Raw genomic sequence first — 13,398 nt, 5'->3', positions numbered from 1 at the left:
GGTGAGACGCTGATCCCGGGGGTGCGTGTGCGCATTGCTCGCAGCAAAGACGATCCCCTCGACGCAGGCAACGCGGCCGGGCTTCTCGTGGACGGCACCGGGACGGTCCTCGGCTGCACTCCGGCGGCCGAAACCCTTCTGCACCGGCGGGCCGACGAGCTGTGTGGCCGACGGGTCCAGGACCTGCTGGCCGACCCCGGCCGATGGCGGGACGTCATGGCGCAGCGGGACGGCCCGGTGTGGGAGGGCCGGGCTGTGGTGCGTGAGGGCGGTGGCGGGGAGACGGAGGTCATGTTCCGCGTCCTTCCGCTGGACCCCGGGCAGCCGGACCGTCGCGTGTCGCGCTTCTTCCTGCTGGGAGCACCTTGGGCTCTGGTGTTGAAGTGGCGCCAGGATCACGCCTTCATGCAGGAACTGTTCCTCCAGGAACGCGTCGGCTTCGCGGTGTTCGACCGGGAACTGCGATTGGTGCGGACGAACACTCAGCTTCTTCCGTATACGGGTGTGCCCCCTGACTTGCGCGGTCTGCGGCTCGCGGAGTTCCTCTGGGAGGAGGACGCGGGTGTGATCGACGAGCAGCTGCGGAAGGTTCTCACGACCGGGAACCCGCTGGTGGCGATGGACGCGCTCGTACGTACCCGGGTCGACCCGGGGAGGGGCCGGATCATGGCACTGTCCGCGTTCCGCCTCCAGGAGACGGACGGGCGCGTCATGGGCGTCACCGCCCTCTTCACCGATGTCACGGAACAGCGTCGCGCGCGCGAGCGCCTCGACCTGCTGCACCGCGCCACCGCCGTGCTCGGCAACTCGCTGTCGGTCGCGGAAACCACGCAGGACCTGGCTGATGTGCTGGTTCCCGTGCTTGCCGATCTGGCGGCCGTCGACATAGCGGAGGCCGGGTTCGCCCACGAGGAGCCCGGGCCCGAGCATCAGCGACATCACGTCTTGCGGCGGGCGGCGGTGGCCGCGAGAGCGGGCGCGGGCGCCGGGCGGCTGCCGACCGGTGGTTCCATGCGGGTGGATGTCGGCGACGGGTTGCGGGGCCGCGTATGGGGGCGACCCGCCGAGCAGCCGTCGGCCGATGCCGATGCCGATGCCGATGCCGATGCCAATGCCAATGCCGATGTGCTGGGCGACGCCGACACTTGGCCCGGTTCGTTGCCCGGGCCGGGCACCCGCTCGGGCATGAGCGCGCTGCTGCGAGCCAGAGGCAGGCTCCTGGGACGGGTCATGGTGTGGCGCGACGGCGACCGCGCGCCCTTCGGCGCGGACGACCTGGACCTGCTGGAGGAGATCGCCTCCAGCGCGGCCCTCGTGGTGGACAACGCACGCCGGTACGCGCGCGAGCGCCACGCCTCCGTGAGTCTGCAGCGCAGCCTGCTGCCCCCGATGACGACCGAGACGGCCGCGGTGCAGAGCTTCAGCGTCTACCTCCCCACGGATACGGCCGGCGGAGTGAGCGGGGACTGGTTCGATGTCATCCCGCTGTCGTCCGCCCGGGTCGCCCTCGTGGTCGGCGACGTGGTCGGCCACGGTCTGGAGGCCACAGCGATGATGGGCCGGCTGCGCACCGCCGTACGCACGCTGGCCGACCTCGATCTCGAACCCGACGAGCTCCTCACCCACCTCGACGACCTTGTTTCCCAGCTCACCGTGGAGAACAGCAGCTACGAGAACGGTACGCAGACTCCCGAACGCCGGAGCGCCTACGACTCGTTCGGTGCCACCTGTCTGTACGTGACGTACGACCCCGTGTCGCGTCAGTGCGCCATGGCCAGTGCGGGGCACCCCCCGCCCGCCCTGGTGGCTCCCGACGGGACCGTCAGTTACGTGGACGTAAGCCCCGGGCCGCCACTGGGAGTCGGCGGACTGCCCTTCGAGCCAGTGGAGTTGGAGGTCGAACCGGGCAGCGTGCTGGCGCTCTACACCGACGGCCTGGTCGAGCGGCCGCAGGCCGATCTGGACGAAGGAATGGCGGCCCTCAAGAGCCGGCTGGCGGCCGCGGACGTCCTGGGCCGTCCGCTGCGGGACGTCGGCCAGGAGGTGGTGGCAGACCTGGCCCCGAGCCCGCTGTCGGACGACGTGACCCTACTGCTCGCCCGTACCCGTGGGGTTCCCGCACAGGACAGCGTGATGTGGGTACTGGAACCGGATCCAGCGGTGGTGGCCGACGCCAGGGCGCTGGTGGTGGGGCAGCTGTCCCGCTGGGACCTGGACGAACTCGCCTTCACCACCGAACTGGTGGCGAGCGAGCTGGTCACCAACGCCATCCGCTACGCGGGCGGCGGCCCCGTCGAGCTCAAGCTCATCCGTACGACGACGCTGATCTGCGAGGTGTCCGACCCGAGCAGTACGCAGCCCAGAATGCGACGCGCACGCGCCACGGAGGAAGGCGGGCGCGGCCTTTTCCTGATCGCGCAGCTGACCGAGCGGTGGGGCAGCCGGTACACGCGCCACGGAAAGACCATTTGGACGGAACAGCCACTCCCGGGAGCGCCGTGAGTCCAGAACATCTGGATGGTCGTACCACCGTCGTGGTGATCACAAAGGACCGCCGCGCGGAACTGCTCCGGACCCTGCGGATACTGCGCGAACTCCCGGAGCGGCCACCGGTGATCGTCACGGACAACGGGTCGGGCGACGGCACGGCCGAAGCCGTCGCGCGGGATTTCCCCGACGTCGTACTGCTGCGGCCGGGACACAATCTGGGCGCGCTCGGCCGCAACCTCGGAGTGCGCCACGTGCGTACTCCCTATGTCGCCTTCTGCGACGACGACACATGGTGGCAGCCGCACTCCCTGCGGCACGCGGCGGGCATTCTCGACGAACGGCCGCTGCTGGCCGCCGTCACGGCCCGGATCGTCGTCGAGCCGTCGGGCGAGGACGACCCCATCGTCGCCGACATGCGCGATTCACCGCTGTCCGGCCCCGACTGGCTGCCCGGCCCCGCGCTGGGATCGTTCCTCGCCGGGGCGACGGTCATGCGTACGGTCGCCTTCCGCGCGGTGGGCGGATTTCACGCGGGCCTGTGGTTTGGCGGCGAAGAGGAACTGCTGGCCACCGACCTGCTGCGACGGGGGTGGTGGCTGAGTTACGTACCGAGTCTCACGGTCCACCATGCCGCGTCCAAGGCCCGGGACAGCACGGCGCGGCGGACCGTGGGGCTGCGCAACACCCTGTGGTTCACCTGGCTGCGCCGGCCTCTGCGCCCGGCCCTGCGCCGTACCGGGTATCTGCTGCGGACAGTGCCGCGTGACGTGGCGTCCCTGCGGGCCTTCGCCCTCGCCGCGGCGGGTCTGCCGTGGGTTCTCAAGCAGCGCGAACCGGTGCCGGCCGAGCTGGAGGACCGCCTGTGGCTGCTGGAGAAGGCACAACGCGCCTCCACCGCGCGGAGGTATGTGGGGTGACCATCGACCCGGAGAACGCGGTCGGCAGTCCGGCGACACACGTGCGGGCCGCAGCGCCCCGGTGCCTGAGGAGGCACCGCGGCGATGACATCGGCGTATTGGGACGGGATGTCGGCATCGCACCAACGCAGCCAACGCAGCCAACGCAGCAACGAGAACAACGCCTTGTGGCTAGCGAATCTCTTCGTGCTTGACGACCAGCCACCGCTTGTCGGCCGTCACCGGCCCACCGAGCTCCCGCTGGCGGGCGGCATTGGACCGCTGCATGTCCTGGATCTGCTTCAGGTACTTGTCCTTGCGGTTGACCCAGAGCTTCGTGCCCGCGTTCTTCGAATCTGTGCTGTGGAACAGCATGGGGCCGTCGCTCACCGGCGTGTCACCCGCCACCAGAATCGGCTTGCGCCACTCGTCGATGTAGGTCCGGATCGCTGCGGGCTTTCCCTCGAACCATGTCAGGGGCGCCCACAGCGTCGGAGTCAGTTCGCGGTCGCTCAGTTCGGCGGGATCGTATGTGCCGGCCGCTATCTCCTTGCGGGCGGTGGTGACATCGCCGGTCGCGCGGTCCTTGAGGAGCATTGATACGCCTATGACGTTCCGCGGCTTCACGTGGTAGCCGTACTTGGGGTCGGAGAGCACCATGCGGACCAGTTCCTCGCTGGCCGCGCTGACGACGTAGACCTCGATGCCGTTGGCCCGCAGTGTCTTGTACAGCTCCTGCATGCCCCTCAGGAACTCGGGCGCCTTGACCTCGGTCCTGGTCAGCCTCCCGTCCTCGTAGTACTCGGCCGGAATCGGTTTGCCGTACGCCAGCAGGTCATCGACATGCCCCTTGAGCTGCTTCAGCGTCAACCCCGAGAAAATCTGGGCGACCCACGGGTAGCACACCTGGTCGTCAATCTCGCACAGCCTGTTGTAGTAGCTGTACAGGCTCTCCTTGTGGCCCGTGGTGTCCTTGAAGGGAATGGTCTTCAGTGACGGGTCCATCGACTCGCGCGTGACGACCCCGCGCATCTCGAGGAAGGGCAGGAGGGATTCCTCAAGGTCGTTGCGGTAGGTCGTGTTGTCCGCGTCGAACACGGCGTACGCACCCTTGTGGGCGTTCTTCGAGATGACGTGGCCGAGTCGGTCCGCCACCGGCTTGGGCCAGTGCCGCAGTTCGGCCGTGGCCCGGCCGGACAGATCCGCGGCCTTCGCCTCGGGACGCGTGTCGATGAGACCGGCCCCTGCCACCAGAGCCCCGGTCAGTACGCTTACGGTCCCGAGGACCGCCAGCCTGCTCTTTGTGCGCTTTGCCATCTTGGTTACCCCTGAGATCGATCTTCACAGCGACCCGCGATCGTAGCTGGCCGCGCTCCCGACGCCCGTTAGGGAAGTCACCGTTCAAGGAGGCGTGACCGGAGCCGATTTGGGTATTCCGGTGCTTGCCGGTTGGGCGTTTGTCCTCAGGGGTGGCAGTGGAGTTCGCACCAGAGGTTCTGCAAGAGCCACAAAAGTGAGTAGCATCCGCCCCCAACAGTTGTACAAGGAAAGAGAGCTGTCATGCCAGAAGGCAACCCCACTCTGCAGACCCAATACGCCCAGCAGGTCGATACCGACCTCGAGCGCAACACCAAAGAACAAGAACGCATCACGGCCGAGGTTGCCGCCCTCCAGGCCCAGCTCGAGGCACTGCAGAAGGACCATGAACTGCTGGTCAGCATGCAGGCGGCACTGGGCAGTTCACCCGTGAAGAAAGCCAGGGTGTCCAAGGTCGCCAAGGTCGCCAAGACGGGTAAGGCGGCCGCGGCGGCACCGGCCGTAACGGTTCCCAGGGCGCGCCGCGCAAAGGCAAACCCCGGCACCGACAAGCGTTCCAAGAAGACGGCGGAGTCGAATACCGGAGCGAAGGCGAACAAGACTTCGCCTCCCCTGCGTGAACTCGTCGTCGCCGTCCTCGCCAAGCACGAGGAACCCCGGTCGGCAGCCGAAGTCACCCAAGAGCTGGCACAGGCACACCCCGAACGCACGCTCAGCGTCACGGTGGTGCGCAACGCCCTTGAGGCATCGGTCGCCAAGAACCAGAGCGAACGAACCAAGCAGCAGAAGTCCGTCTACTACCGCGTCGTCAAGAACGGTCAGGCAACGGAGGAGCCGGCTGCCGCGCCCAGCACAGCGAGCGCGTAACCGGCACACACACTGAGGGCGGTGGCAGGAGCCACACCTCGGTGAGGTCGGCCGTGGACGCGAGGTTCTTGCGAGGCGGCGGCGCGGGCCGGCGCCCACGCCGCCGCCCGGCTCGCGCCGGCCAGGGTGCCCGGCACATACGTGAGGGTGCTGCCCAGTACGTCGTCGAAATCGGCGACCAGCGCGTACAGCTCCTGCCGGCGATGCAGGAGGAGGTGCGGGGTCCCGGCCTCCTCCAACGCCCGTACGACCGGCCCGTCATCGGGAGGACAGTCCTGTGCGGGACCGTCCTTGTGGCGGAATGCGACCGTGGACGGCAGCAGGGCAGCAGGGCGGCGGGCCATGGGCCGGGGGGCCGGACGCCGGGCAGCAGGGTGCGGCCCTGCGGAGTACAGAGGAAGAGCGCGTACCCGGACAGCCGCTCCAACCGCCGGAAGAATTCCACGGTTTCGACCTTCTGCTCCGGTCCGCAGCCGCGCCGCCCGCCGCGTGACGAGCGGATACGCATGGTCAGGTGGCGTCTGTCCGCCCGGCCCGGAGGGCGGCTCGCGCGCGGGGCCATGTGTTTACCGGGTCGAATTCCGCTGCCTGCCAGGTGGTTGAGGCCAGCGTGCCGCGTCCCTCGTACTGGCGCATGATCGCGACATGGGGTGGCCAGGCGATGAAGCGGTGCAGGGCGGCCGCGTCGCGCCAGACGGCCACGGCGCCGCACCGACGGGCTGTGGGGACGGTCCACAGCCACAGCCCGTGGGCCCCCTCCAGCTCAGGCCAGGCCGCCACGAGCCGACGGGCCGCGCGGTAGACGCCGGGCAGGTCCGTGATCCTGTCGAGCCTGAAGTCGGTGACGCTGACGAGCACCGGGCCGCTGCGGCCGTGGTCCTGGCCAGGCGTCCAGGAGGACCTCAACATGTCGTGTCGTGGACTGCCGCGCAGGGGGGCAGTCCGGCTGCCGCATCCGGGGACGGGCTTTGCCAGTCCGGCGACCGGCCCAGGGACATCAGGATCCGAGTCAGGGTGCTCGCGTCGGGGGCCGGGATCAGCCCGGGACGGAAGTGGCTGTCGGGGGCCAGCCGGGAGGCACCGTCCGGGACGGCACGGGCTATCGGCAGTGCGGCTCGCAGGAGTTCGGGGCCTGGGGCGTACGCGAGGCCCAGGCTGCGGGCGACGTCCCAGCTGTGCACCACGTAGTCGACGAGGTGGAAGCCGACGGCCTGAGCGGCGGGGAATGTGTGGGTGACGGCGAATTCGGGGAGGGCGAAGGCGCGGTCCGGGGTATCCACGGTCGCGAAGGCGGCGATGACCTGCTCGGCGGCCTCGCTGTACTGCGCGGCGGCGTCGTCGCCGAGCGGCCGGACCGTCCAGTGCGCCGCGTCCTGGCCGTGGCCGAGCGCGGCCGCCGCGAACCCCCGGTGCTGGGCCGTCATATGGGCGAGCAGATCGCTCATCGCCCACTGGGCGCAGGGCGTCGGCCGGGGCAGGTCGTCGCGGGTCACCCGGCGTACGAGGGTGACGCTGTCCCGGACGGCCTGCGCGTGAAGGCGTTGTGTGCGGTCGAAGTCCGAGCATTCAGAGTTCGTGTGCATGTGCTTACGATCTGCGGACGCTTACGAACTGTCAACGTGGATTACCGGCCATGGCTGAGAACGCTCCTTGAACATGCCGCCCACACCTTGCGTACGTCTCTGTGCCAACGACAGGAGCGGACATGGCTGATCGCATGGAATCGATGATGCAAGGGCTTCCGGGTGGTGGTGCTGAGCTCTCCGTAGTGTGCTGACTCTGCGCTGGGACGACGTGGCCGCGCTCGGCCGGGAGGCGAGCCGGCTGGCCGAGCAGCGCGGCGCGCCCGTGACTCTCGACGAGGCCGCCAGCCACCGGCTCCGTACCTGGTCTTCGGTGGCGAACGCGCCTGACGAGCGCAAGAGCCAGGCGCCCGCATCAGCTCCGGCGACCGCTGCCATCGCCGGTACTCAGACCGCCGACCGGGCCCGCCCGCACGTGGGGCACTTGAGCGAGACGGCCCCGGTCGCGTCCATCTCACCGCACTCCGCCCAGCAGATGCCGGCGCCCTTGGGAGCGGTCGGCGGCCCGCAGCGATGAATGTCGCGCCTCGGCGAATGACAGGCACCCCCCGGCCCCGGCGACACACCGAACACACCGAACACACCGGACACACCCAGAAAGGAATTGAACGATCGTGATGGCCCGGCGCACCACTCGTCTCGTCACACTCGTCGCTCTGCCCGCCGCCCTGGCTCTCGCGGCAGTCGCCTCTTCCCTGCCCGCCGTCGAAGGGACCGCGTACCAGGACAAACTGGACCCACTGAACGACTCCGGCGGCAACGGCACGGCGATACGCGGCGGTGGGTTCCACCCTGTGGGCGGAGCCGATACCAGGAGCGGGCCCGTCCAGAGCAACGAGGTCTCCAGCGCGGTGGTCGCCGCGGGCGGGGTCGCGTTCGTGGCGGTGGCCGGCGCACTCGCCGTGGGCCGCAAGCGGCCCGCCGCTACCACCAAGAAGCCGGCCGACGGGAGCGCCGCGTGATCACCGGCATCCGGTAGACGCTGAGCAAGCCGAGGCCGACGTCCCTTTTCGGACGTCGGCCTCTTCGCGCGTACGTCGCTACGGTCCGGAAAGCGCCGCGGTCATGTACGACGACCACACCCGCAGCGGCAGGAAGTCGCCCCGCTCCGCCCCGGATCCGCCCACTCCAGTCACCGGGAGCAGGCCACCCTCGCCAGGTTTGTCCCTGAAGACGGTCACGGCGGTGGACAGTTCTTCCGTGTGGCCGATGAACCAGGCGGCCGGCAGCCGGTCGGTGTCACCGGTGCGGCCCGCGGCAATCGGCGTCGCCAGTGCGCGCAGGGTGTCCGGGCCCAAGGCGTCCACGGCCACGTCCCGCATCGCCCTGGAGACCTCACGGGCCACCTCTGTCTCCAGGACTTGCCTGCCGGGCGGCCGCTCCAGCCCCTCCAGCTGTGTGCCCCGGTAGGTGACCGCGGTGACCGAGTACGGGTCCGTCCGCCGGCCGTCCTCGGCGAAGGTGGCGTAGGCGTCGGCCATCCGGATGGCGCTCGGGGTGGAGGTGCCGACGGAGAAGGGCCGCTCCAAGGGGGCCATGCTCTGCGGAAGCAGTCCCGTACTGACCGCGAGATCCCGTACCTTCTGCAGGCCGATGTCCTCGCCGAGCCGGGTGTAGACACTGTCGCCGCCTGCGACCAACGCCTGGCGCAGGGTGGTGGGAAAGCCGGTGGAGAAGGGAATGGCACCGGTGGCCGATCGCTCCGGCAGCAGCCACGGCGTTCCGGTGGTCAGCACGCCGGTCCCGTCGTAGAAGCTGTCGGTGGTCACCGGCAGCCGCAGCGGGGCCGTACCCGCCGAACGGACACCGTGCTGAAGAGCCGCGGCCAGGACGAACGGCTTGAAGGCCGACCCCACCGGCACACCCGCGGTGTCGGCGTTGTTGGTGAAGTGTTTCGTCGCGTCGGAGCCGCCGTACAGCGCCAGCACCGCCCCGTCGCCCGGGCGTATCGACGCGGCGCCGAACTGGACGTCCCGGTCGGCGACCCGGCGTTCGGGATCCAGCGTCTGCGCCGTGACCTTGTCCACGGTCTGCCGCAGTTGCTCCACCTTGGTCCTGTCGAAGGTCGTACGGATCTTGTATCCGCCGCGGCCCAGGTCCGCGGCGGTCAGCCCGGTACGTTTTTCGATGTACTTGTTCGCCACGTCCACCAGGTAGCCGGTCTGTCCGGACAGGCCGGTGGACACCGTCTGCGGGCGCGGCTCCGGGAAGGCGGTGTACTGAGCCCGCTCCTGCCGCGACATGTGGCCGAGCTCCACCTGCCGGTCGAGGACGTACTTCCAACGGGCCTCTGCCCGGCGGTGGTTCGCCTCGCTCAAGGAAGGGTCGTACTGCTCAGCCCCCTTCAGCAGCGCGGCCAGCAGCGCGCTGCGCCCGGGATCGAGTTCCCGGGCGTCCATGCCGTAGTAGGCCATCGCGGCGGCCTGCACTCCGTAGGCGTTGCGGCCGAACCAGCTGGTGTTGAGATACCCCTGGAGGATCTCCTGCTTGGACAGGGAACTGGACAGCTTGACCGCCAGGCACAGCTCACGCAGCTTGCGGTCCACGGTCTGCTCCGGCGTCAGATACGTGTTCTTCACATACTGCTGCGTGATGGTCGAACCGCCCTGGATCTCCCCGCCGCGGGCCATGTTCACCACGGCCCGGCCCAGACCGCCTACGGAGAACCCCGGGTCAGTGTAGAAGTCGGCGTTCTCCGCCGAGATCACGGCGTTCTGCAGTGACGGCGGGATGTCGGACAGCGGGACGTTCTGCCGGTTGATCGCCCCGACACTGACCATTTGGGTGCCGTCGGCCCAGTAATAGACGTTGGCTTCGGCTCGCGCGGTGGCGTTCACGTCCGCGATGTGCACAGTGGAGTAGACGTAGCCGACGAGAGCGGCGACCGCCGCGCAACAGATCAGCGAGAGACCCAGCAGCTGGCGCCACGACGGAACCAACCGCAACAGTCCGCGACGGCCCCGGCGCGGGTAGTCGATGCGCAGCAGGCGGCTCCTGCCGGAAGGCGGGTGCGGCCGCCCCCACGCTTTCGGTCCCATTCGACGCATCACAGACGCTCGCCCTTCTCCGTACGGTCCATCCTGCCGCTCCCTACTACGCGGTGTGACGGCCACCTGTTCAGGGGGCCGGCGGCGGCGCCGTGAACGACTCTCACGTCTGCGGAGCCAGCCAGGACGCGACCGCTTCCGCGATCGGCTGGCCGGTCTCCAGCTCCACGAAGCCGAACTGACCACCCTGGTTGCACTCCAGGAACCACCAGACCTTCTCGGCGTCCTCGGCGAAGTCGAAAGCGGCGTAGGCGAGGCCTGCCAGCTCCGTGTAGTCGCGAACCGCCCGCGCGATGCGGTCGGGTACGCCGACGGGCTCCCACACGTGGCCCGTATCGCCGTAGCGTCCGTCGACCTGCCCGTACGCGGAGAGCTTCCGGGCGGCGAACGTCCGGCCACCGACGCTCGTCAGCCGGATGTCCGCCCGTTTGGGGACGTAGCGCTGAAGCAGCGTGGGGCCGGCCGCGACGTCGGCGAAATCCGTACCGGGCTCGACGAGTGTGGTGGGCAGGGAGACCGGGGGTTCCCTGCGCGGCGGCCCGGACAGGCACTTCACCACGACCTTCCCGTACTGCGCCGCGAACTGCTTGGCCACCCGCGGGAAGGTCGTGATGACGGTGGGCGGCACGGCGAAGCCGCTCTGGTGGGCGAAGCGCAGCTGCCAGGGCTTGAGGCGGGCCTGCGCCGCCTGTCGGGGATGGTTCATCCAGCGTGCCGTGGTCGAGTACAGCGCCCCGTACAGGGCTTGTCCGGTCTCGGCGGTGAGCCACTGCGACGGCTCGGGGGCGTGCGCCGCGGGCTCGCCGGGCCGTCGTACCCAGATGGAGCTCAGAGCCTGGGAGCTGACCATGCGCCCGTCCGCCGACAGGTAGCAGTGGAAGTCACCACGGACGTACTCGGCCGACAGACCGGCTTCGCCGGGGAGACCAGCGGGGTCCAGGCGCACCAGCGGGACGCCCCGCTCGTGCAGCTTGGCCACCACCAGGTCGGTCGTGACATCCTGATGGCACGTCAGAATCAACACCGTCATCGGCGTGCCGGCCGGTCAGTCGTCGAAGTGCGTCTGGGAACCGGCCGTGGACGTCGTGGTGCTGGTCGCCCAGGAGCAGCACCCGGTCGCTGATGGCGGGACGCCCGCCGGACAGCACGTTCAGCTGGAGAGCGGTGCTGTATCCGTACGGAACCGGGCTCCCCGCCCCCGCCCCCGTCCCTTCATTCTGCCGAGCGTAGTTCGGTACGAACGGTTGCATGTGGCCCCCTCGTCGCGTGACCGGTCAACGGTGTTCGTGGGTCAGTACGTACCGGACATGTAGGGAGTTCACTACTTTCCGCTACCCCCGTTTGGTGTGAGCCGAGAGGAGCCGCGCGGCCAGGGCGCGTCTGACATGATCGCGATTGATGACCGAGATTTCAGGCTGTGTTCTGTGTGGCGGAACGATTGCGCCCGATGGCTATTGCTGGGACTGCGGTGAGGCACAGCCCGGCTTCCGCTCACACGTGGAGATTACGGCGGACGACGGTGCGGCGGGAGTCAGCGACCGGGGTAAGCGACGCGGCATCAACGCGGACGCCATGGCGTTGACCACGACCGGCAGGTGGACCATCGGTGTCGTCTGCGACGGCGTTTCCATGTCGCCCCGAGCGGAAAGAGCCGCTCAAGTCGCGGCCGAAGTCGGCATGACCACCCTCGCGGAACGGCTGGGGGCGGGTGTTCTGCCGGAGGTCGCGCTCAGCGATGCCGCCGTCCGGGCAAGCCGCGCGGTCACCGCCTTGGCCGCGTCGATCGATGCGGCACCGGCCTGCACGTATGTGGCGGGCATCGCCGGTCCGGAAGGTATCTGGAGCGCTTGGATCGGCGACAGCCGCGCCTACTGGCTGCCCGACGAGGGGACAGGGATGGCGCTGACCGAGGACGACACGGGTGAGCACGAGGCCCTCACCGCTTGGCTGGGAGCCGACGCCGACGAACCGGAACCGCGCATCCGGAGCTACCGGCCGTCGGTGCCGGGGCGGCTGCTGCTGTGCACCGATGGACTGTGGCGGTACCTGCCCGATGCCGGTGGACTGCGGGCTGCGCTGACTTCCCCTTCCCGGCGCGCGTCCTCGCCGGGCAGCGGGCTTCTGGAAGACGCCCGAACGCTGGTCGGACACGCCCTGGACGCGGGCGGGCACGACAACGTTACGGCGCTGCTCCTCCCCGTCGCGGCAAGCGTTCCACCCGGCGCCCCCGATAACCTGACGCCGTGAAACGAATGCGGCGGACCGCCGGTACGGTCATCGGCTCTGCGGTCGGCGACGCACTCGGCGGCCCCTTCGAGTTCGGGCCGGCGGGAGCGTTCTCCACGCGGTTCCCCGAACCCGGCGACGGCAGCGAGATGTGCGGCGGCGGTGGGTGGGACCCCGGCGAGGCCACGGACGACACACAGATGGCCGTCCTGGTGGGGGAGTCGCTGCTGGAGCGGGGCGGACTGGAGCTGCCGGACATCTTCGCGCGCTTCCAGCGATGGGCGGCGTCCGAACCAAAGGACATCGGCCTGCAGACCGAGGACGTCCTCACCAACGGCATGCCGTGGGACCTGGCCGCCGCAATCCACTTCCAGGTCAACCAGCACGCCGCGGGCAACGGCTCCTTGATGCGGGCAGCCACCTCCGCGGTGTACTTCGCGCCCGGAGGCCGGCAGGCCACCATGGACGCCGCCCGCCACATCGCTGCCCTCACCCACGGCGACCGCGCCGCCTGGGAAGGTACAGCCGTCTTCCACGAACTCATCCGGGTCACCCTGGACGGCACCGAGCCCCTCGCGGCCCTCCCCGGCATCCTGGACCACGTCCACCCGGACCACCGCCCGCGATACGCCACGGTCCTCGCCGCCGACTGGCACCCCGATCAGGCCACCGAGTTCAACGGAGCCGTCTGGCCATGCCTGGGCTCCGCCGTCTGGGCCCTACGTACCACGGGGAGTTACGAGCAGGCGGTACGCGCCGCGATCGACCTCGGTGGTGACACGGACACCGTCGCCGCGGTCACCGGCGGCCTGGCGGGCGCGTACTACGGACTGGACTCGATACCCACTCGCTGGACCGACCTTCTGCACGTTCCCCTGCCGGGATCCGGCGGGCGGGTGTTGCGTCTACCGCATCTGCTCGACCTCGCACACCACCTCGGAGCCTGACCACCGGCCATCGCCCTCGCTCCGG

13 protein-coding genes and 1 pseudogene are annotated in these 13,398 nt (G+C 69.5%); 7 read left to right on the top strand and 7 right to left on the bottom strand.

Going from position 1 to position 13,398, the window contains the following annotated elements:
- Positions 1-27 precede the first annotated feature (27 nt).
- Entirely contained in the window at positions 28-2,502 is a 2,475-nt protein-coding gene (locus J7E89_RS12090; protein ID WP_308315446.1) for a SpoIIE family protein phosphatase, read from the top strand.
- A gap of 35 nt (positions 2,503-2,537) precedes the next feature.
- Complete coding sequence (locus tag J7E89_RS12085; RefSeq protein ID WP_374196808.1) at positions 2,538-3,407, top strand: glycosyltransferase family 2 protein; 870 nt, start codon at positions 2,538-2,540, stop codon at positions 3,405-3,407.
- 171 nt (positions 3,408-3,578) lie between these two features.
- Here J7E89_RS12085 and J7E89_RS12080 read toward each other — a convergent pair whose 3' ends face one another.
- A complete protein-coding gene (locus J7E89_RS12080) occupies positions 3,579-4,703 on the bottom strand; it encodes a haloacid dehalogenase-like hydrolase (RefSeq protein ID WP_214972586.1) in 1,125 nt (374 codons plus the stop codon).
- A gap of 243 nt (positions 4,704-4,946) precedes the next feature.
- Here J7E89_RS12080 and J7E89_RS12075 point away from each other — a divergent pair, with 243 nt between their 5' ends.
- Positions 4,947-5,570, top strand: coding sequence for a hypothetical protein (locus J7E89_RS12075; RefSeq protein WP_214972585.1), 624 nt, complete (start codon positions 4,947-4,949; stop codon positions 5,568-5,570).
- On the opposite strand, the gene J7E89_RS12070 is transcribed toward J7E89_RS12075, so the two are convergent.
- From J7E89_RS12070 to J7E89_RS12060, 3 genes are all read right to left on the bottom strand, one after another.
- Positions 5,522-5,914 (bottom strand): hypothetical protein, encoded by a 393-nt coding sequence (locus J7E89_RS12070; protein WP_214972583.1) that lies wholly within the window; start codon positions 5,912-5,914, stop codon positions 5,522-5,524. The genes J7E89_RS12075 and J7E89_RS12070 overlap by 49 nt on opposite strands.
- Before the next feature lie 166 nt (positions 5,915-6,080).
- Positions 6,081-6,479 carry a hypothetical protein gene (locus J7E89_RS12065; RefSeq protein ID WP_214972580.1) on the bottom strand — a complete coding sequence of 133 codons (399 nt, stop codon included), beginning with the start codon at positions 6,477-6,479 and terminating at the stop codon, positions 6,081-6,083.
- A complete protein-coding gene (locus J7E89_RS12060; RefSeq protein ID WP_214972579.1) occupies positions 6,473-7,153 on the bottom strand; it encodes a TIGR03086 family metal-binding protein in 681 nt (226 codons plus the stop codon). The genes J7E89_RS12065 and J7E89_RS12060 overlap by 7 nt, the downstream gene beginning before the upstream one ends.
- 187 nt (positions 7,154-7,340) lie before the next feature.
- Between J7E89_RS12060 and J7E89_RS40790 the strand changes: the two genes are divergently transcribed.
- Both J7E89_RS40790 and J7E89_RS12050 read left to right on the top strand, forming a co-directional pair.
- Entirely contained in the window at positions 7,341-7,670 is a 330-nt protein-coding gene (locus tag J7E89_RS40790) for a hypothetical protein (RefSeq protein ID WP_251060436.1), read from the top strand.
- Positions 7,671-7,770: 100 nt separating this feature from the next.
- Entirely contained in the window at positions 7,771-8,115 is a 345-nt protein-coding gene (locus tag J7E89_RS12050) for a hypothetical protein (protein WP_251060435.1), read from the top strand.
- A gap of 78 nt (positions 8,116-8,193) precedes the next feature.
- Here J7E89_RS12050 and J7E89_RS12045 read toward each other — a convergent pair whose 3' ends face one another.
- The 3 genes and pseudogenes from J7E89_RS12045 to J7E89_RS42345 all read right to left on the bottom strand — a co-directional run.
- On the bottom strand, positions 8,194-10,191 hold the full coding sequence (locus tag J7E89_RS12045) for a transglycosylase domain-containing protein (RefSeq protein ID WP_214972566.1): 1,998 nt from the start codon (positions 10,189-10,191) through the stop codon (positions 8,194-8,196).
- Between the two features lie 112 nt (positions 10,192-10,303).
- The gene (gene tgmB / locus J7E89_RS12040; RefSeq protein ID WP_214972563.1) at positions 10,304-11,230 is read right to left on the bottom strand and encodes an ATP-grasp ribosomal peptide maturase; all 927 of its coding nucleotides are present in this window, start codon (positions 11,228-11,230) and stop codon (positions 10,304-10,306) included.
- A 130-nt stretch (positions 11,231-11,360) separates the two neighbouring features.
- A pseudogene (locus J7E89_RS42345) lies at positions 11,361-11,450 on the bottom strand (hypothetical protein); the annotation flags it as partial.
- 247 nt (positions 11,451-11,697) lie between these two features.
- On the opposite strand from J7E89_RS42345, the gene J7E89_RS12030 reads away from it, so the two are divergent.
- Both J7E89_RS12030 and J7E89_RS12025 read left to right on the top strand, forming a co-directional pair.
- Positions 11,698-12,447, top strand: a complete 750-nt coding sequence (locus J7E89_RS12030) for a protein phosphatase 2C domain-containing protein (RefSeq protein ID WP_308315445.1) — start codon at positions 11,698-11,700, stop codon at positions 12,445-12,447.
- A 5-nt stretch (positions 12,448-12,452) separates the two neighbouring features.
- Entirely contained in the window at positions 12,453-13,373 is a 921-nt protein-coding gene (locus tag J7E89_RS12025) for an ADP-ribosylglycohydrolase family protein (protein WP_251060444.1), read from the top strand.
- The last annotated feature ends 25 nt before the right edge of the window (positions 13,374-13,398 follow it).

It is taken from the genome of Streptomyces sp. ISL-100 (genome assembly GCF_018614615.1).
Classification (GTDB): domain Bacteria; phylum Actinomycetota; class Actinomycetes; order Streptomycetales; family Streptomycetaceae; genus Streptomyces.
Note: the sequence above shows the minus strand (reverse complement) of the source record. Positions and strands in the feature narration are given on the sequence as shown.